Here is an 18,495-nt window from a genome sequence, read left to right as displayed (position 1 = left end):
GGCCGGCCTCCCCCGCCGGCGTCCCGGGCAGCGGCGATTGCTCGTCGGAGCCGAAAGCCGACTCCTCAGGCCTCCTTGAAGCGGTAACCGACACCGTAAAGCGTCTCGATCATGTCGAAGCTCGGATCGACCGCCTTGAACTTCTTGCGCAGGCGCTTGATGTGGCTGTCGATCGTCCGGTCGTCGACATAGACCTGATCGTCATAGGCCGCATCCATGAGCGCGTTGCGGCTCTTCACCACGCCGGGCCGCGTCGCGAGCGCCTGGAGGATGAGGAACTCCGTGACCGTGAGCGTCACCGGCTCGCCCTTCCAGGTGCAGGAGTGCCGCTCCGGATCCATGACGAGCTGCCCGCGCTCGAGCGCCTTGGCCGTGTCGCTTTCGCGCGGAGCCGCGGCGTCCTTCGGGGCGCCGCGGCGAAGGACCGCCTTCACGCGCTCCACCAGGAGACGCTGCGAGAACGGCTTCCGGATGAAGTCGTCCGCCCCCATCTTGAGGCCGAAGAGCTCGTCGATCTCCTCGTCCTTCGAGGTCAGGAATATGACCGGGATGTCGGACTTCTGCCGCAGCCGCCGCAGCAGCTCCATGCCGTCCATGCGCGGCATCTTGATGTCCAGGATGGCGAGGTCTGCGGGAGATTGCCGAAGGCCGTCGAAGGCGGAGGCGCCGTCCGTGTAGGTCTGGATCCGGTAGCCCTCCGCCTCCAGGGCGATGGATACGGAAGCCAGAATGTTGCGGTCGTCGTCCACGAGGGCGATGGTTGGCATCATGTCTCCTCGATCCGGTGCGTCGCGCCGGAGATCCGGCTCGTCGCACCCGCTTGGTCCGTTGTCCACCTGCGCCGAAGCGCATGGTCGCCAGCCGCTAAATAAGGCAGAGCGGGTCGAATACCAATTCCCCAGCCCCGAACGGGATTTATGAGCGGTGGAAACGCGCTTGCGGCGGCCGGGTTCGACCCAGCTCCGCACGTTTACGGTTTCAGTCTGCGGCCGTCCCGTCCAGCAACCGGCATCCCAAGGAGACCCGCTCCATGTCCACTGCGCCCATCCGACCGGATGCCGACCTAGCCGTTACGCCGCTCGGTTTGGAGCTCGGCGGGACGCCGCCGGCGGATTTCGACCCGGTCGCGATGGCTCGCGAGCTGCTCAGGACGGCACGTACGGCAACGCTCGCGACCCTGGACCCAACATCGGGCTGGCCGTTCGCCTCTCTCACCAACGTCGCGACCGATATCGACGGCTCGGTGGTCTTCCTGGCGTCCCGGCTCGCGCTGCACACGCGCAACATGGAGGCCGACCCGCGCGTATCCCTGCTTCTGGCCTCGCCTGGCAAGGGGGACCCGATGGCCGATACGCGCCGCCTCACCGTATCCGGCCGCGCCGAGAGGACGCATGCGCCGTCCGCGCGCCGCCGCTTCCTGGCCCGCCATCCGAAGGCGAGGCTCTACGCAGACTTTCCGGACTTCTCCTTCTTCCGCGTGACCGCGCGCGGATATCACCCCAACGGAGGCTTCGCCCGGGCGGGCCAGATCAGGGTGGAGGACCTCGCCTGCGACCTGTCGGATGCTGCCGACCTCGTCGCGGCCGAGGAAGGAGCGGTCGCCCATCTGAACGAGGACCATGCGGACGCCGTGCGGCGTCTCGCGGTCGCGACGGCCGGGTGCCAGGACGGGCCCTGGCGCGTCACCGGCATCGACCCGCTCGGGATGGACATCGATCTCGGCACCGAGACCGCGCGCATCCCCTTCCCCGAACGGGTTACCACGGCAGCGGCGCTGCGCCGCGTGCTCGTCGCGCTTGCTGCCGAGGCGAGGTCGCGCGGTTAAGAATGCGTGCGCGACGCCCTTGTGACGACAAGGGCCTTTCGGCTAATGCCCGTTTGAACGAACCCGTTTGCGTGCGACATCTTCGAGTTCTGTGCGATAGCGCACGAAGCTGTCCCGGAGGATACGTCCTTGGAAAATATCGGCCGGCACAACGAGTCATTCGGTGCGGACAAGATCGGCTTTCGCCAGCTGAAGGGCGTGCACTGGAACCTGACCGCGCCGGCGCTGGTCGAGCACGCCCTGGCCCGCAACGAGGCGCACCTCATCCATGGCGGGGCGCTGGCTGCCGATACCGGCATCCATACCGGACGATCGCCGAAGGACAAGTTCATCGTCCGGGACGCCGACACCGAGAACGAGATCTGGTGGGACAATAACGGTTCGATCACCCGGGATCAGTTCAACACGATCCTGGAGGATTTCCTCAGGCACGCCGAGGGCAAGCAGCTTTTCGCGCAGGATCTCTACGGCGGAGCCGATCCGACCTACCGCGTCAAGGCCCGCGTCTATACCGAGTACGCGTGGCACTCGCTGTTCATCCGCAACCTGCTGATCCGGCCGGACGAGAGCGAGCTTCCGTCCTACACGCCGGACCTGACGATCATCGACCTGCCGAGCTTCAAGGCCGATCCGGCTCGGCACGGCTGCCGGTCGGAGACGATCATCGCCTGCGACTTCAGCCGCAAGATCGTGCTGATCGGGTCGTCGTCCTATGCGGGCGAGATGAAGAAGTCGGTCTTCACCTACCTGAACTACGTGCTCCCGGCGAAGAAGATTATGCCGATGCACTGCTCGGCCAACGCCGGGCGGGACGGCGATTCCGCCATCTTCTTCGGTCTCTCCGGCACCGGCAAGACGACCCTGTCGAACGACCCGAACCGCATCCTCATCGGTGATGACGAGCACGGCTGGGGGCCGAACGGCATCTTCAATTTCGAGGGCGGCTGCTATGCCAAGACCATCCGCCTGTCGCGCGATGCGGAGCCGGAGATCTACGCCACGACCGAGCGGTTCGGCACGGTGCTGGAGAACGTCGTCTTCGATCCGGTGACCCGCATGCCCGATTTCGACGACGCGTCGAAGACGGAGAACGCGCGCTGCGCCTACCCGATCGACTTCATCCCGAACGCCTCGACGAGCGGCCGCGCGGGCCATCCGAAGAACATCGTGATGCTCACGGCCGACGCATTCGGCGTGCTTCCCCCGATCGCGAAACTCACCGGGGCGGAAGCGATGTACCACTTCCTGTCGGGCTACACAGCCAAGGTCGCGGGCACCGAGAAGGGCCTGAAGGGCCCGGAGGCGACCTTCTCGACCTGCTTCGGCGCACCCTTCATGCCGCGCCATCCCTCGGTCTACGGCAACCTGCTGCGCGAACTGATCCAGCGCCACCATGTCGATTGCTGGCTCGTGAACACCGGCTGGACCGGCGGCGGCGTGGCGACCGGCGGGCGGCGCATGCCGATCCGCGTGACCCGCCGCCTGCTCACGGCCGCGCTCGACGGCTCCCTCGCCAAGGCCGATTTCCGGCGTGACCCCTATTTCGGCTTCGCGGTCCCGACCTCTGTGCCGGGCGTCGAGCCGCACATCCTGTATCCCGTGAAGACCTGGGCGGATAAGGCCGCCTTCGCCGAGACCGCGAAGCGGCTCGTCTCCATGTTCCAGGAGAACTTCAAGCGGTTCGAGGCGCATGTGGACGCCGACGTCCGGGCGGCCGAGCCGCAGATGTCGATCGCTGCCTGAACGCAGCTCGGATCAGCCGAGGCCCGGGCCCGCCCGGGCCTTTTTCGTTGAGGGCCACCATGATGCAGGTCCCGACCCTGAAGCTTCCGTCCGGCGAGGCCGTCCCGGTGCTCGGCCAGGGCACCTGGATGATGGCCGAGGATGCGCGAAGGCGGGCCGACGAGATCGCCTCGCTCCAGCTTGGGCTGGATCTCGGCCTCACCCTCATCGACACGGCCGAGATGTATGCCGACGGAGCTTCCGAGACGCTCGTCGGCGAGGCCATCGCGGGGCGCCGGGACGAGGTGTTCCTCGTCTCCAAGGTGCTCCCGAGCAATGCCGGGCGGACAGCCGCGATCCGAGCCTGCGAGCGGAGCCTCGCCCGGCTCCGGACGGACCGGATCGATCTCTACCTGCTGCACTGGCGCGGAAACGTCCCGCTTTCGGAGACGCTCGAGGCCTTCGAGGCGCTCGTCCGGGGCGGAAAGATCCGTCACTGGGGGGTCAGCAACTTCGACCCGGCGGACATGGCGGAGCTCGAGGGTCTGCCTGGCGGAGCGGCGGTCGCGACGAACCAGGTGCTCTACAACCTGAGCCGGCGCGGCATCGAATACGACCTCCTGCCCGCCTGCCGCGCCCGCGGCGTCCCGCTCATGGCCTATTCGCCCATCGAGCAGGGCCGCATCCTGCGCCAGCCCGTGCTCGCCAAGGTGGCTGCGCGACACGGGGCCACGCCGGCCCAGGTGGCGCTCGCCTGGGTGCTGCGGCAGGAGGGCGTGATCGCGATCCCGAAGGCCGGACGCCCCGCCCATCTGCGCGAGAACCATGATGCGCTCCGTCTCCGGCTCACGCCCGAGGACTGCGCCGAGATCGACCGGGCCTTCCCGCCGCCCACGCGCCCGCGCCCCCTCGAGATGCTATAGGGCAGCCATGCCCGCTTCGCCGCCCTCCCAGACCTGATCGCCATGGAAGTGCTTGTCATCGGGGCCGGAGTGATCGGCCTCGCCTGCGCCAGGGCGATCGCCCGCAGCGGTCATTCGGTCATCATCGCGGACCGCGAGGCCGGCATCGGGTCGGGAGTCTCCTCGCGCAACAGCGAGGTGATCCATGCGGGGCTCTACTATCCGACCGGCTCGCTGCGGGCGCGCCATTGCGTGCGCGGACGCGAACTCCTCTACGAGTATTGCGAGAGCCACGGCGTGCCGGCGAAGCGCTGCGGCAAGCTCGTGGTGGCGACCTCCGAGCTCGAGCTCGCGAAGATCGAAGGGATCTACCAGCAAGGGCTCGCCAACGGCGTCGACGGGCTGTCCCTCATCGAGGCCGACCGCGCCAAGACGCTCGAGCCGAACCTGTCCTGCATCGCCGCGCTGCTGTCGGAGGAAACCGGAATCGTCGACAGCCATGCCCTCATGCTGGCTCTCCAGGGCGATGTCGAGGATGCCTCCGGCAATCTCGCGCTCAACGCCGAGATCACGCGCCTCTCCCATACGGCGCTCGGCTGGGAGGTGGAATATCGCGGAGCCGACAGCGGCAGCATGACCGTGGATGCGGTCGTGAACGCGGCCGGGCTCGGCGCCCAGGCGCTGGCCCGCGCGACAGACGGATACCCGCCCGATCGCATCCCGCCGCTCGTCTATGCCAAGGGCAACTACTTCGGCTGCCTCGGGAAGCCCGCCTTCAGGCGGCTGATCTACCCGGCCCCGGTGGACGGCGGCCTCGGCACCCACCTCACGCTCGACCTCGCCGGCCGCATGCGGTTCGGGCCGGATGTCGAGTGGGTGGACCGGCTCGACTACGAGGTTCGCCCGGAGCGCGCCGGCTCCTTCTATGCCTCGATCCGCCGCTACTGGCCGGGGCTGCCGGACGGCGCGCTCGTCCCCGATTACGCCGGCATCCGGCCCAAGCTGACCGGCCCGGGCGAGAAGCCGGCCGATTTCGTCGTCGAGGGTCCGGAGGAGCACGGGCTGCCCCGCCTGGTCGCTCTTTTCGGGATCGAGAGCCCCGGCCTCACCTCGGCGCTGTCGCTGGCGCTCGACGTGTGCGCGCGCATCGGCGAGTGAGGCTCAGCGCCCGGGGAGCAGACGGCCCGCAAGGAGCCGGATGACCTGCGGGCCGATATAGATCGGGAACTGCGACAGCGCGAAGAACAGGAACGTGGTCTCCGGCGCGCTCGCCCCGAGCGCCGCGATGAGGAGGCCCATGTTGCGCTGGCCGGTCGCGTAGCCGAGCACGACGCGCTCGGCCGGAGGCACCGGCCGAAGGAGCAGCCAGGCGACAAGGTAGCCGGTCACCGAGAGCAGGACGGACAGGCCGAGGAAGGCCGCGACCCGGCCGGGCCGGTCGAATGCCGCCGCGAGCACGCCGTCCATCGCCGCGATGGCGAAGAGCCCGTACATCAGCACCCCGATGCCGTCGAGGCTGCGCGAATGGGCCTGGATGCGGGCCGGCCCGAGAAGGCGCCGCAGGACGATCCCGGTGAGCAGCGCCCCGCCCACGATGGCGACGAGGCGGGTGACGAGAACCGTGAGGTCCAGCGGCACCGAGCCGCCCGCCACCACGTCCGCGACGATCGGGGACAGGACGGGAGCCGCCACCGTCGTCAGGAGCACCGTCGCAAGAATCAGGGCGGGCTCGACCCCGAGCAGCATCGCGACGGCGGGCGAGGACATGATGGGCGGGGCGGCGGCATAGATGGCGAGCCCGAGCCCGAGGCCCGGATCCACGAGGTCCGGCCCGGCGAGGGCCTTCACGGCCGAGACGACGATGCCCGGCACGAGCAGCGTGCAGGCGACGGACAGGATGAGGCGCCGCGGCGACCGCAGGACGGCCAGGAAAGCCTGCCCGTTCAGCCGCAGGAAGCTCGTCAGGAGGAAGACGAAGACCGAAACCCCTATGAGCGGCCGTGCCGCCGCCGCGAGCCATGGCAGCGAGAGCCCGACCAGCAGGCTGACGACAAAGCCCTGGGTTCCATAGCGGCCGATCACGGCCAGCGGCTGGAGGATGCGATTCATCACGGCCGAGCCATGCCGGTCGGCGCCCGGAAGGCAAGCGGCAGCGGTGCATGGCCTGCGGAGAGTCTCAGGATAGAAGGGTATGCCCGATCCCGTCCCCTGGACCGGCGACGAGCCTCAGGTCAGCGCGTCGGAAGCCGCGTCACCGTGCGGACGATCTCTGAGGCGGCGTTCGCGTTGTTGACGAGCCGGCCGAGATCGCTGCGGACCTTGCCGATCCCCTCCTTCGTCTGGACGAGTTCGCCCTGGCTGCCGGCGGCGAGCTCGCGCAGCTCCACGAGCATGCTCGTGAGCACGACGAGGCGGTTGTAGATCCCCAGCGCCACGCAGAAGAGGGCGGTGCCGATGATCGCCAACACCAGGAGCGCGATGGTGACGACGGACATCCCGGCAACAATGCCCGGCCGGGGGTTCTTCGGCAAGGCAAATCGCAGTCCGCGACCGCGTTGCGTGATCGCGGGAGTCGTGCCGGACAACCGGCGGCGCAGATCGGCTCAGAACAGGAGCGGGTCGTCCGGGTCCTCGGCGGCCTCGGAAGGCGAGTGGAAGGAGAGGCGGTGCGCGAGAGCGGAGAGCTTCACCTCCGAGGCAGCACGCTCCGGAAAGACGGTCCAATCCGGCGGCACCTGCTCGGAGAGGCGCTCCACATAGGTCGCGAGCGCCGCGAGGTGCTGGGCAATCAGGTCGAGGTTCTGGATCGCCACGAGGTCCGCGTTCGAGAGCTGCATCGCGCCGAGCAGATCCGACAGGGTCTCCTGCACTTCGTCGCTCATCCCGGCGAGCGCGGCGAGTTCGTGCTGCAGCGTGCCGAGGACGCGGGTCAATCCGATGGATCGCGGCTCGCTCGAAGACATGGGGTTGCGCCGCTCCGCTCAGAACAGCTCGACGTCCGATCCGGCCTCGGCTGACGGCAGGACCTGGGTGGGGACGGGCGGATTCAGCACGGCCGGATCGGCCTTGCTGAGAAGGAGCTGGCGTGCGCGGCCGGCAACCGGCCAGAACTGAATGCGCCGCGCCTTGCTGCCCCGGAGGCTGCCGCCCATCGGGATCAACTCCTCGCGCCGGATGAAAGCTTCTGCGAAATCCGCATTCTTCGATCCGATATCCGTCAGCCGATCGAAAAGCCGCGCGCCGCCGAATAGCCAGACGTGGAGCCGGTCGCGTCGCCCGCCGAGTTTCAGGATACCGTTGATCAGGAGCTCCATCGAGTTCACGCCGTAGCGCATGTGCTCGCTGTCGCTCCCGCCATCCGCGTCCGGCAGGAGGAAGTGGTTCATACCTCCGATCCCCGCGACGGGGTCGTGGATGCAGGCCGCGACGCAGGAGCCGAGCAGCGTCGTCAGGACGACGTTCGGGTCGCGGCTCACCTCGTACTCGCCCTGCACGATGTGGATGCGCCGGGCGCAGGGATCGAGACCGTCGCCGGTGGAGACGAGAGCCCGCGCGGCGCCGTTCACGAAAGCTTACCGAATACGGCTTCGATCCGTTCCTTCAGGCCCGCAACCGTGAACGGCTTCACCACGTAGTTGTTCACCCCGTATTCCTTGGCCCGCTTGAGGAGCTCGATATCGGTCCGACCGGTCAGCATGATGAAGGCGATCTTGCTGGTGGGCGGATGGACGCGAATGGAGCGCAGAAGCCCGATCCCGTCGAGATTGGGCATGTTGAAATCCGAGATCACGAGATTGGCCGGGCGGGTGATCACGCCTCTCAGGCATTCCTCACCGTCCCGTGCCTCGCGGATGTCAACGAAGCCGATCTGTTCCAGGCTGTTCCGGATCAGCGATCGCATCGACGCCTGGTCGTCGGCGATCATGACGCTGATGTTCTTGGCGGCGGGCATCAGACCCTCTCCTCCGAATGCTGATTGCAGAGCCGAAGCACCTCCCCGGCGATTCTCGACAGCGGCAGCTGCCGCTCGACCGCGCCGATCTCGAAGGCGACGCGGGGCATTCCGTAGACGACCGAGGTCGGTTCATCCTGTCCGATGGTGGCGGCGCCGGCGCGCCGCATCCCGAGCAGGCCCTGGGCGCCGTCCCGCCCCATGCCGGTCAGGATCACGCCGACGGCGTTCTCGGCGACGGTCGCGGTGACGGACTCGAACAGGCGGTCGACCGACGGGCGGTGGCCGTTGACCAGCCCGCTCTCGCGCAGGCGGCAGCGGAACGAGGTGGAACCGGAGATCTCCAGATGCGTCGAGCCGCCCGGGGCCAGGTAGACATGGCCCGGCAGGAGCGGCGCACCGTCCTTTGCCTCTGCCACCCTGGCGGCGCTGAAACGGTCGAGCCGCTGGGCGAAGCTGCCCGTGAAGGTCGCCGGCATATGCTGGGTGATCACCGTCGGCGGACAGTTCGCCGGAAAGCGCGAGATGATGGTGAGAAGCGCCTCGACGCCGCCCGTGGAGGAGCCGATCGCCACCACCTTGCCGTTCGGCTCGAAGCCCTGCGCCGGGGCGGGCGGCTTCCCCGCCACGTTCGCCTGCCGGGGCCGCGAGCGCTTCGCCGCCTTCACCTTCGCCGGCAGCTCGGCGAAGGCCTCGGCCGCGGTCACGCCCCCCGAGGGTTTGCCGACGCAGTCGAAGGCGCCGAGCTCCAGCGCCCGGATGCTGGCATCCGCGCCCTGCTGCGTCAGGGTCGAGATCATGATGACCGGCATGGGCCGGAGCCGCATGATCTTCTCGAGGAACTCGAGGCCGTTCATGTTCGGCATCTCGATGTCGAGCGTCACGACGTCGGGATTGAGCGCCTTGATGGCCTCGCGCGCCTGCAGAGGATCCCCGGCGGTGCCGACCACCTCGATCTCGGGATCGCTCTGGAGCATCGCGGACACGATGCTGCGCATGGTCAGCGAGTCGTCGACGACCAGGACGGTGGTCTTCGTCATGTCCGGCCTCCGATGAGGGCGTAGGTCGTGAGGCCGTCGCTGCGGAACCCGCCATCCGTCACGCGTTCGGAATGCCCGACATAGAGCCGGCCGCCCGGCTGCAGCAGGCCGCGGAAGCGGCCCCAGATCCGGTGCTGCGTCGGCTCGTCGAAATAGATCACGACGTTGCGGCAGAAGATCGCGTCGAAGCGGCCCTTCATCGGCCACTGGCCGATCAGGTTCAGCTCGCGGAAGGCGACGAGCTCCCGCATCGCCTCCCCGACCTCCAGCGCACCGCCCTCGCGGGGCAGCATCCAGCGTCGGGCGAGATCGGCCGGTATCGGCGCAACCTCGTTCTGCGGATAGATCCCGCGCCGCGCCGTGATCACCACGTTCGGATCGATGTCCGTGGCCAGGATCTTCACGTCGTGGTCGGGCGCCTCCGGCATAAGCGACAGGACCGTAAGCGCGATCGAGTAGGGCTCCTGACCGGTCGAGCAGCCGGCCGACCAGATGCGGACGCGTCCACCCTGCCGCGCGCTCTGGAGGAGGCGCGGCAGCACCTCGGTCTTGAGATGCTCGAAATGATGCGGCTCGCGGAAGAAGCGGGTGACGTTGGTCGTGAGCGCGGCCAGCATGTTGCGCCGCTCCCCGTGGCCTTCCGCCTCCGAGACGAGCGCGCAATACTGGCGGAAGCTCTCGAGCCCCAGCGCGCGCAGGCGCTTCGCGAGCCGCGAATAGACCAGAGTCGCCTTGCTCTCCGGCAGCGCGAGGCCGGCATCCGCGTAGAGCATGGCGGCGATCTGCCTGAAGTCGTGATCGGTGAAGGGGAACTCACCACCGACGATCGAACGCTCGGCCTGCCTCACTGGAGACGTCGCCATGGATCAGGCTGCCTCCGCCTGGTCCGGGAGGATGCGGTCGAGCGAGACGAGGCTGATCAGCCGGCCGTCGACGGGAAGCAGGCCCTTCACGAAGGCGCGTTCGGCGTCGTAGGCGACGTGCGGCGTCGGCTGCAGCGTGTCGTCCGTGACCGTCAGGATGTCGGAGACCGCGTCGACCAGCAGGCCGACGAGTTGCGCGCCGATCCGCGAGACGATGATCACGTGGCGGGCGGTCGGCTCCGTGCTGCGCAATCCGAGCCGGGCCGCGAGATCGACGACCGGGAGCACGGCGCCGCGCAGGTTGATGACCCCGCGAACGAAGCCCGGCGAATGCGGCAGCGGGGTCGCGGGCGTCCAGCCGCGGATCTCCCGCACGGACTGGATGTCGACGCAGAACTCCTGGGAGCCGATTCGGAAGGCAATCAGCTCCTTCCGGTCGGACCCGTGCATGACCATCTCGGGGCTCATCGGATCAGCCTGCTGCGAGGAGACGGGTTTCGGCCAGCGCGGGCTCCGAGGTTGGGCCCGAGATCACCGCATCGACGTCGAGAATGAGAGCGACGCGGCCGTCGCCCAGGATGGTGGCGGCAGCGATGCCGGGCACGCGCTGGTAGTTCGCCTCCAGGCTCTTGATGACCACCTGGCGCTGGCCGAGGATCGATTCCACGAGGAGTGCGGCGCTGCGGCCGTCCTCGCCCTCGACGAGCAGGACCACCCCCTCCGTCGGTTCGATCGGCCCGGCGCGGTAGCCGAGCCGGTGCCCCACATCGAGGATGGGCACATAGCGGTCGCGGACGAGGAGGAGCGGCACGCTACCCTCAAGTCTCCTCACCTCCGTGGGCTTCGGCTGCAGGGTCTCCATCACGGTCGTGATCGGGAGCACGAAGGTCTGGCCGCCGACCGAGACCACCATGCCGTCGAGCACCGCAAGCGTGAGCGGAAGGCTGAGCGTGAAGGTCGAGCCCTGGCCCGGGCGCGACGCGATGCTGATGCGCCCACCGAGCGCCTGGATCGACCGCCGCACGACATCCATGCCGACGCCGCGGCCCGAGATGTCAGAGATCGTCTCGGCGGTCGAGAAGCCCGGCATGAAGATGAGGTTGTCCGTCTCCTCGTCCGAGAGGTTCGCGTCCGGCGAGATCAGGCCCTTGTCGACCGCGATCTGGCGGACGCGCGTGCGGTTGATGCCGCCGCCGTCGTCGGCCACCTCGATCACGATGCGGCCGCTCCGGTGGAGGGCGGAGAGGCGGACGACGCCTTCGGCGGGCTTGCCGACCTCGATCCGCCTCTCGGGCGGCTCGAGGCCGTGGTCGATGGCGTTGCGGATCATGTGCGTGATCGGATCGGTCAGGCGCTCGATCACGGTCTTGTCAACCTCCGTCCCCTCGCCTTCGACGACGAGACGGACCTGCTTGCCGGTCGCGTGAGCGACCTCGCGCACGAGCCGCGGCATGCGCTGGAAGACGGACTTCACGGGCTGGGCGCGGATCGCCATCACGCTGTCCTGGATCTCGCGGGTCAGGAGCTCCAGGTCGTCGAGCCCGACCGCGATGCCGGAGGAGCGGGCGAGCCCGCTCTCGAGCACGCGCTGGGCGAGCATGGCCTGGTTGATCACGAGTTCGCCGACCAGGTCGATGAGGCGGTCAACGCGCTCCAGGTCGACACGGATCGTGGGCGAGGCGGCGGCGACCGCGTGCCCGTCCTCCTTCCTGGCCGACATATCCGGGGCCCGAGCCGGGTGATCCCTCAGGGAGATGACCTGCGCGGCGGGCGCTGCCTGGGCGGCCGCGGCGGTCTGCGTCGCGCCGCCGGTCGCACGGGCGATCAGCGCCTTGATGTCGAGCTCCCCGGCAGTCTCCGCCTCGTCCACGGGCGGTTGCCTCGCGGCAACCGGCTCGCAATCGTCGGGCACACGCGCGATGCTCAGCTCGCAATCGCCCTCGACGAAATCGAACACCTCGCGGATCGCGGCCTCGTCATCGGTCTCGACCGTCGCGACCCAGTGGAGATAGGCGGCCTCCGGCTCGAGCTCGTCGAGCTGCGGCAGGCTCGACGCATCGAGCGTGATCTCGGCCCTGCCGAGCGAGGCGAGTTCGCGCAGCAGCACGGCCGGCTCGTTCGCCTTGGCGTAGAGCGCGGCGCGCGGGCGGAACGCCACCACCAGCTTCTCCGCCGCGGGAGCCCCCTCCGCCATCTCGAGCCCGGCCGCGGCGGCGGGCTCCGGCTCCTCCCCGACATCGACGGAAACGGTGATCGGCGCGAAGTCGAGGTCGAGGAAGCCGTCATCGACCGCCGCCTCCTGCACGCCCGTGAGCGCGCCGAGCTCGGCGATCAGCGCCTGGCAGCGATCCTCGTCCACCGTGCCACCGTCGCGCGCCGCGCGGACCAGATCCGCCAGCACGTCGGCGGCGCGCAGCATCACGTCGAGGATGCGGCCGTCCGGCGCGAGCCGCCCCGCCCGCATCTCGTCCAGCACCGTCTCGAACACATGCGCGAAGCGCACGAGCTCGGTCAGCGAGAAGGCGCCGGCCCCGCCCTTGATCGAATGGACGGCCCGAAACACCGCATTCACGGTCTCCGGATCGGTCTCCCCGTCCTTCATCGTCAGGAGCCCCGTCTCGAGCTCCGCGAGCTGCTCCTCGCATTCCTGGAAGAAGGTGATCTTGATGGAGGCTAGAGGATCCACGTCGCCACCCTCGGCTCGATGCGGCTCGGATCAGGCCGCCACACGGCGGATGGCGCTGACCAGCTTCTCGGGATTGAACGGCTTCACGATCCAGCCGGTGGCCCCGGCCGCACGCGCCCGCTCCTTCTTGGCCGCATCGCTCTCGGTCGTGAGGACGAGGATCGGCGTGGCGCGGTGCCGGTCGTCCTTGCGGACGCTCTCGATCACGCCGAACCCGTCCATCCGGGGCATGTTGATGTCCGTGATGATGACGTCGGGGGCGGCGGCGCCCAGCACTTCGAGGCCGTGCACGCCGTCAACCGCTTGCACCACCCGGTAGCCGGCGTTCGACAAGGCCAGCATCAGCATGTCGCGCATGGTGCGGGAATCGTCGATCGTCAGGATTGTCTTGCTCAACGAGGTCACTCCCGCGGGATGGAGAACAGGAGAAAGGAGGCGCCGAGCGTATCCAGCCCTTCCTCGAAGCCCGGGGAGGTGCCGCCCAGGGAGAACGGCACCCCGTCGGAGGTCCAGGTCGAATGCGCCGACATCAGCACCTGGAGGCAGAGCGCCCCCAGGCGGTCCACGTCCGATGCGTCCACGCGCACGGGCCTGCCGCGCAGCGCACCGAACTCGGCCTTCAGCGGCGCGGCCGCCGTGAGGTCGAGGACGGAGCGAAGTTTCAGGGTCTCTGCTTGAGATTCTGTTGCCGCCTGCATCGTTCCTCTCTCACAACTCTTTCCAGCTCTTCCGCCGCTCCGGCTTGCGCGGCCGGGACGCCGCGGCCGGCCGCTCGGCCATCGCGCCATTCTGCTGCGCAAGCGGGTCCATCCGATTAACGGCCGCCTTCTCGGCGGGCCGTCCCGGCGGCAACGGCAGCCCGCCGGCCGCGTGCGGGCGGAAGCTGAGGATGACGGTCCCGAACGCGATGATGGGGGTCGCCTGTATTTTCGAGATGGCTGATCACGGCGGCCCGGACCACAGATCTCCCCTTGTGGTTGAAGACAGTCGGTAAGCTCAATTTGCTAAAACTTCTCTGACGTGAGGCGGCCGCGCTCGGCCGCCGGGACGACGCGGTTAACCGGTCGGAAACCATGTCGGCTTAACCAGTCCTGCGGGGCCGGGCGCAGGCCGCGCCGCATGTCGCCCCGGGATCGCGGCCCGCGGCCGGCGGGAGAGGTCGGATCGGACGAGGGATGGCGAATCCTGTCAGCACGGCGCCCGGCGAGAACGGCACTGCCGAGCAGGACGCCCCGTTCAACCAGGCCTCGATCGACGACTTCCTGGGGCTGAGCGGCTTCGGCGGCCCGGTCCAGAGCCAGTCCGGCATCGACGCGCTCGTCCATGCGCCGACCGTACCCTACGAGCGCATCCCGATGCTCGAGGCGGTGTTCGACCGCCTCGTCAAGCTGCTGCGCATCTCGGCCCGCAAGATCACCTCCGACATCGTCGAGGTCCGGCTCGACCGCATCACCTCGCTCCGCTTCGGGCAGTATCTCGACTCGATCTCGCTGCCTTCGCTGATCGGCGTGACCAAGGCGCAGCCCTGGAACAATTTCGGGCTGGTCACGGTCGATTCGAGCCTGGTCTACGCGCTCATCGACGTCGTCTTCGGCGGCAGCGCCAATCTCTCGCCGCCGGTCGTCGAGGGACGCTCGTTCTCGTCCATCGAGATGAACATGCTGCGCCGCTTCTTCGAGGCGGTGCTGAACGACACCAAGGAGGCTTTCAGCTCGATCTCGCCGGTCGATTTCGTGCTCGACCATTTCGAGACCAATCCCCGCTTCGCCTCCATCACGCAGCCGCAGAACATCGTGGCGCTCGCCACCTTCAAGGTCGAGCTCGGCACGCTTCAGGGCTTCTTCGACATCGTCCTGCCCTTCGTGACCCTGGAGCCGATCCGCGAGGCGCTGAGCCTGTCCTATGTCGGCGACCGCCTCGGCCAGGACGACGTCTGGCAACAGCATCTCGTGTCGGAAGTGAGCCGCTCCGAGGTGAACCTCACGGCCGTGCTGCACGAGGAAATGCTGCCGCTCGGGCGGGTGCTGAACCTCGCGGTCGGCGACACGCTGATATTCGACATCGGGCCGGACCAGCCCGTCGAGCTGCGCTGCGGCGACGTGCTGGTCACCCGCGGCCGCATGGGCCGCGCCGGCAGCCACGTCGCCGTGAGGCTCACCCAGACGGTGACGAACCCGCAATACGAGCCGGAGCCTCACGCCTGAGGCGCCCAGGGGGCACGCTCGCGCCAGATCGCCATGTCCAGCAGCACGGAAGCCACAGCACGCGACGAGCTCAGCGGCGCCCGCAAAGCCGCCACGATCATGCTGCTTCTCGGCGAGGAGCGCAGCGCGCCCATCTGGCAGCATCTCGACGAGGACGAGGTCAAGAAGCTGTCGCTCGCCATGGCCGAGCTCGGGACCGTGCCGCGTTCCAAGATCGAGGCCATCGCGGAGGAATTCGCGCAGAGCCTGTCCGAACAGGACAAGGTGGTCGGCAATTACGACCGGACCGAAACCTTTCTCCGCGGGGTGCTGCCGAAGGAGAAGGCCGACGCCATCATGGACGAGATCCGCGGCCAGGCGAGCCGCAACGTCTGGCACAAGCTCTCCAACGTGGACGTCACGCTGCTCAGCGCCTACCTCAAGGGCGAGCATCCCCAGACGGTCGCCCTGATCCTCTCGCGCCTGCCGCCCGATATCGCGGCCCGGACCCTGTCGTTCCTCGACGAGGAATTCGCCACCGAGGTGCTGAACCGCATGCTCACGCTCAACAACGTCCAGCGGGAAGCGCTGGAGAGCGTCGAGCAGGTCCTGCATGCGGAGTTCCTGTCCGGCCTCTCCCGCAAGCAGCGCCGCGACTCGCACGAGGCGATCGCGGAGGTGTTCAACAACCTCGACCGTCAGGCCGAGAAGCGCCTCATGGCCGCGCTCGAACGGACGAACGAAGCGGCCGCGAGCAAGATCAAGGAGCTGATGTTCACCTTCGAGGACCTGACCAATCTCGGTCCGGCCGCGATCCAGACGCTGCTCCGCTCCGTGGACAAGACGCTTCTCGCCCGCGCCCTGAAAGGCGCCAACGAGAAGGCGCGCGAGGCCTTCACGTCGAACATGTCGAGCCGCGCCGCGAAGCTGTTCATGGACGATCTCGAGGCGCTCGGCCCCATGCGCATGAAGGATGTCGACCAGGCGCAGGCGGCGATCATCCAGCTCGCCAAGGAGCTGGAAGCCAAGGGCGAGATCATGATCGGCCGCAACCGCGACGACGAGTTCGTGTAGGCGCGGCTGCCGTCCCGGGGAGGGCGATTATGCAGTTTGCAAATCAGTTCAGCGGCAGCCCGCTCCTGATCCGTGCCAGAAGCGCTTCAAGCTGCAAGGTCCTCGAGACGAGGCGATCCAACGTTTCCTGCCGCGGCTCGACCTTTAAATGGTCGATGATGGTGAGCGCTCTTGTGAGTTCGGCGTCCAGCGCGATGAGCTCGTCCTCAAGTTCCTCTACGGTAATCGGTAGGTCCCCCATCTGAGACTCCAGCGGTCGGCTTACGTACTAACCTATGTGGTCGCCGCGGCGTGTGGTCGCTCTATGTCGCGTGCATGCCCAAGTTCTATTTCCACACGCCGGACCTACGCGACGCCACTGGAGTCGAACTGGACCGCGTTGAGCTAGCGCGACGCGAAGCGTTCCGCACGTTCGGTGAGCTGCTACGCGATCTTAGCAGGGTGGATCCCATTCCCGACGATTGGCATATGAGAGTCACAGACGAAGACGACCGCGAAGTCGTCAGGCTCACACTTTCCGTGTCGGGTGCTTCTCAGGCGCCTTCGCACTCCCGACTTTCCTGACCCTTACCTTGAACCGCTCCGGGTCGTCATCCGTCCCGAGTTCGCGGGCGGCTTGCTTGAACTTGTGGAGCTGAGAGAGGGCGGAATCCATCTCCGATCCTCAGGCAGTCGGCTTGCGAAGCGCATAATCTCCGGGCAGCTTCAGGCGGCGACGATGGGCGAGGCCTCGTAGACGGGCTGGCGCGGCGGCGTGTCCGGAAAGGGCGTGCCCTCCTCGAACCAGGAGCGCGGGGCGGGTGCGCCCCAGAGCGTCTGGCGCTGCGGGTCGCGCAGGTCCCAGCGGATCGGCTCGTGGTCCGGATCGGCTGTCAGGTAGTCGGAGCAGTAGAGCTCGATCCGGTGCCCGTCCGGATCGCGGACATAGAGGAAGAAGGCGTTGGAGATGCCGTGGCGGCCGGGCCCGCGCTCGATATTCGCCACATAGCCCGTCGTCGCCATGAGATCGAGCAGGTCGATGATGTTGAGCGGCGTCGGCACCCAGAAGGCGACGTGATGCAGCCGCGGCCCCACGCCGTGCGTGAAGGCCATGTCGTGGACGCCCCCCTTCCGGTGCATCCAGGCCGCCCAGAGCCGGCCGGTCTGCTCGCATTCGGTGTATTCCGTCGTCCGGAACCCCAACGCGTTGTAGAAGTCGACCGAAGCCTGCACGTCGTCCGAGAAGCAGTTGAAATGGTCGATGCGCAGCGGCTTGACGCCCCTGTACAGGGCGTATCGCTGGTGGATCGAGGGCAGCTTCTCCATCGCGAAGTAGAATTCGAGCGGCACGCCGAGCGGGTCCTTGCAGCGCAGCGTCCGCCCCTGGTGCGGAGCCTCGACGAATTCCGCCGGAAGGCCGCGTGCGCGGAAGAAGTGCCGGGCGCGGTCGAGATCCTCTTCGGCATAGACCTTGAAGCCGAGCACCCTCGCGCGTGGCTCCTCGCCCCGCTCCAGCACGACGCAGTGATGGCCCCGCTCCTCCATGGCCCGCAGGTAGAGCCGGTCGTCCGCCTCGCCCGTGACCTGCAGGCCCAGCGTATCGGCCCAGAAGGCGCGCGAGCGCGACAGATCCGAGACGCTCAGGACGATGTGGTTGAGGCGGACGACCTGGAACGGGGGATAGAGAACCGGCGCCGGGATCGGCATGGGACGCATCCTCGCTGCTCACGGCCGGCGGTCCCGGCCTTATGTCTTTCGTCCGCGCGGGCGGGCACCCCGTGCGATCGCAGTTCCGCGACCATCGCGGTCACGACGGGATCGGTCCCCTGGCGCGGGCCTGGACGCGCTCATGCAGGTTGTTGGTCTTGAGCGAGGCGGTTCCCTCGATCTCCTGGACCTCGACCGTCAGCCCGAGCCCGCGCGTGGCGAAGACGGCCCGCGTCTCCGCCTCGAGCGCGGCCATGAGGGTCTCGGCGATGCGGCGGCGCGTCTCGGGGTCGCGGCCCTGCCCGATGCGCGCCAGCACCGCCACGAAAGCGTTCTCGGGATCTCCGTCCGCGATCCGGTACAGGTCGCGCCGCTCCGCTCGCGTGCGCAGGCCGCCGACCGGCATCGCGCCCGTGGCGAGGGCTGCCGCGTGGAGGGCGTCGACGAGACGTCCCGGATCGAGCTCGGCCTCCAGGTTGGCCGAATATTCGACGATGATATGCGGCACGCCGGGTCTCCGCTCGTCGCTAAGTACTTAACGTGTTAAACGAAACGGCGCAAG

General features: G+C 68.2%; 23 protein-coding genes. 7 read left to right on the top strand and 16 right to left on the bottom strand.

Annotated features, from left to right (window positions below; translation table 11 throughout):
* Positions 1–65: 65 nt before the first annotated feature.
* Positions 66–767: a response regulator transcription factor gene (locus HJG44_RS02180; protein ID WP_171217262.1), complete on the bottom strand. Its 702-nt coding sequence runs from the start codon at positions 765–767 to the stop codon at positions 66–68.
* Between the two features lie 263 nt (positions 768–1,030).
* Between HJG44_RS02180 and HJG44_RS02175 the strand changes: the two genes are divergently transcribed.
* From HJG44_RS02175 to HJG44_RS02160, 4 genes are all read left to right on the top strand, one after another.
* Positions 1,031–1,825, top strand: coding sequence for a HugZ family pyridoxamine 5'-phosphate oxidase (locus HJG44_RS02175; RefSeq protein ID WP_171216692.1), 795 nt, complete (start codon positions 1,031–1,033; stop codon positions 1,823–1,825).
* A 129-nt stretch (positions 1,826–1,954) separates the two neighbouring features.
* Complete coding sequence (locus HJG44_RS02170) at positions 1,955–3,568, top strand: phosphoenolpyruvate carboxykinase (protein WP_171216691.1); 1,614 nt, start codon at positions 1,955–1,957, stop codon at positions 3,566–3,568.
* A 59-nt stretch (positions 3,569–3,627) separates the two neighbouring features.
* Positions 3,628–4,470 (top strand): aldo/keto reductase, encoded by an 843-nt coding sequence (locus HJG44_RS02165; RefSeq protein WP_171216690.1) that lies wholly within the window; start codon positions 3,628–3,630, stop codon positions 4,468–4,470.
* Positions 4,471–4,512: 42 nt separating this feature from the next.
* Entirely contained in the window at positions 4,513–5,607 is a 1,095-nt protein-coding gene (locus tag HJG44_RS02160; RefSeq protein WP_171216689.1) for an NAD(P)/FAD-dependent oxidoreductase, read from the top strand.
* Positions 5,608–5,610: 3 nt separating this feature from the next.
* Here HJG44_RS02160 and HJG44_RS02155 read toward each other — a convergent pair whose 3' ends face one another.
* From HJG44_RS02155 to HJG44_RS02105, 11 genes are all read right to left on the bottom strand, one after another.
* Positions 5,611–6,558: a hypothetical protein gene (locus HJG44_RS02155; protein WP_171216688.1), complete on the bottom strand. Its 948-nt coding sequence runs from the start codon at positions 6,556–6,558 to the stop codon at positions 5,611–5,613.
* Positions 6,559–6,680: 122 nt separating this feature from the next.
* Positions 6,681–6,980 carry a hypothetical protein gene (locus HJG44_RS02150; RefSeq protein ID WP_171216687.1) on the bottom strand — a complete coding sequence of 100 codons (300 nt, stop codon included), beginning with the start codon at positions 6,978–6,980 and terminating at the stop codon, positions 6,681–6,683.
* Between the two features lie 72 nt (positions 6,981–7,052).
* Positions 7,053–7,382: a hypothetical protein gene (locus HJG44_RS02145; RefSeq protein WP_171216686.1), complete on the bottom strand. Its 330-nt coding sequence runs from the start codon at positions 7,380–7,382 to the stop codon at positions 7,053–7,055.
* A 48-nt stretch (positions 7,383–7,430) separates the two neighbouring features.
* A complete protein-coding gene (locus tag HJG44_RS02140; protein ID WP_171216685.1) occupies positions 7,431–8,015 on the bottom strand; it encodes a chemotaxis protein CheD in 585 nt (194 codons plus the stop codon).
* Positions 8,012–8,401 carry a response regulator gene (locus tag HJG44_RS02135; protein WP_171216684.1) on the bottom strand — a complete coding sequence of 130 codons (390 nt, stop codon included), beginning with the start codon at positions 8,399–8,401 and terminating at the stop codon, positions 8,012–8,014. Before HJG44_RS02135 ends, HJG44_RS02140 begins: the two co-directional genes overlap by 4 nt.
* Entirely contained in the window at positions 8,401–9,441 is a 1,041-nt protein-coding gene (locus HJG44_RS02130; protein ID WP_171216683.1) for a protein-glutamate methylesterase/protein-glutamine glutaminase, read from the bottom strand. The genes HJG44_RS02135 and HJG44_RS02130 overlap by 1 nt, the downstream gene beginning before the upstream one ends.
* A complete protein-coding gene (locus HJG44_RS02125; protein WP_171216682.1) occupies positions 9,438–10,304 on the bottom strand; it encodes a CheR family methyltransferase in 867 nt (288 codons plus the stop codon). The genes HJG44_RS02130 and HJG44_RS02125 overlap by 4 nt, the downstream gene beginning before the upstream one ends.
* Before the next feature lie 3 nt (positions 10,305–10,307).
* Positions 10,308–10,772, bottom strand: coding sequence for a chemotaxis protein CheW (locus HJG44_RS02120; RefSeq protein WP_171216681.1), 465 nt, complete (start codon positions 10,770–10,772; stop codon positions 10,308–10,310).
* Between the two features lie 4 nt (positions 10,773–10,776).
* The gene (locus tag HJG44_RS02115; RefSeq protein ID WP_171216680.1) at positions 10,777–12,990 is read right to left on the bottom strand and encodes a chemotaxis protein CheW; all 2,214 of its coding nucleotides are present in this window, start codon (positions 12,988–12,990) and stop codon (positions 10,777–10,779) included.
* 30 nt (positions 12,991–13,020) lie between these two features.
* The gene (locus HJG44_RS02110; RefSeq protein WP_171216679.1) at positions 13,021–13,386 is read right to left on the bottom strand and encodes a response regulator; all 366 of its coding nucleotides are present in this window, start codon (positions 13,384–13,386) and stop codon (positions 13,021–13,023) included.
* Between the two features lie 5 nt (positions 13,387–13,391).
* On the bottom strand, positions 13,392–13,688 hold the full coding sequence (locus HJG44_RS02105) for an STAS domain-containing protein (protein WP_171216678.1): 297 nt from the start codon (positions 13,686–13,688) through the stop codon (positions 13,392–13,394).
* Positions 13,689–14,165: 477 nt separating this feature from the next.
* On the opposite strand from HJG44_RS02105, the gene fliM reads away from it, so the two are divergent.
* Positions 14,166–15,194: a flagellar motor switch protein FliM gene (gene fliM, locus HJG44_RS02100; protein ID WP_171216677.1), complete on the top strand. Its 1,029-nt coding sequence runs from the start codon at positions 14,166–14,168 to the stop codon at positions 15,192–15,194.
* 33 nt (positions 15,195–15,227) lie between these two features.
* Positions 15,228–16,247, top strand: a complete 1,020-nt coding sequence (gene fliG / locus HJG44_RS02095) for a flagellar motor switch protein FliG (protein WP_171216676.1) — start codon at positions 15,228–15,230, stop codon at positions 16,245–16,247.
* A 43-nt stretch (positions 16,248–16,290) separates the two neighbouring features.
* Here fliG and HJG44_RS02090 read toward each other — a convergent pair whose 3' ends face one another.
* Positions 16,291–16,488 carry a hypothetical protein gene (locus tag HJG44_RS02090; RefSeq protein ID WP_171216675.1) on the bottom strand — a complete coding sequence of 66 codons (198 nt, stop codon included), beginning with the start codon at positions 16,486–16,488 and terminating at the stop codon, positions 16,291–16,293.
* A 74-nt stretch (positions 16,489–16,562) separates the two neighbouring features.
* Here HJG44_RS02090 and HJG44_RS24345 point away from each other — a divergent pair, with 74 nt between their 5' ends.
* The gene (locus tag HJG44_RS24345) at positions 16,563–16,811 is read left to right on the top strand and encodes a DUF6894 family protein (protein ID WP_430395021.1); all 249 of its coding nucleotides are present in this window, start codon (positions 16,563–16,565) and stop codon (positions 16,809–16,811) included.
* On the opposite strand, the gene HJG44_RS02085 is transcribed toward HJG44_RS24345, so the two are convergent.
* From HJG44_RS02085 to HJG44_RS02075, 3 genes are all read right to left on the bottom strand, one after another.
* Positions 16,756–16,902 carry a hypothetical protein gene (locus tag HJG44_RS02085; protein WP_171216674.1) on the bottom strand — a complete coding sequence of 49 codons (147 nt, stop codon included), beginning with the start codon at positions 16,900–16,902 and terminating at the stop codon, positions 16,756–16,758. The two genes, HJG44_RS24345 and HJG44_RS02085, sit on opposite strands and share 56 nt — an antisense overlap.
* A gap of 50 nt (positions 16,903–16,952) precedes the next feature.
* Positions 16,953–17,933: a 3,4-dihydroxyphenylacetate 2,3-dioxygenase gene (gene hpaD, locus HJG44_RS02080; protein WP_171216673.1), complete on the bottom strand. Its 981-nt coding sequence runs from the start codon at positions 17,931–17,933 to the stop codon at positions 16,953–16,955.
* Between the two features lie 100 nt (positions 17,934–18,033).
* Positions 18,034–18,441, bottom strand: coding sequence for a 5-carboxymethyl-2-hydroxymuconate isomerase (locus HJG44_RS02075; RefSeq protein WP_171216672.1), 408 nt, complete (start codon positions 18,439–18,441; stop codon positions 18,034–18,036).
* Between the last annotated feature and the right edge of the window lie 54 nt (positions 18,442–18,495).

The organism is Enterovirga aerilata (assembly GCF_013044135.1).
GTDB classification, from domain to species: Bacteria; Pseudomonadota; Alphaproteobacteria; order Rhizobiales; family Beijerinckiaceae; genus Enterovirga; species Enterovirga aerilata.
This window is presented reverse-complemented; position numbering and strand designations above follow the sequence as displayed.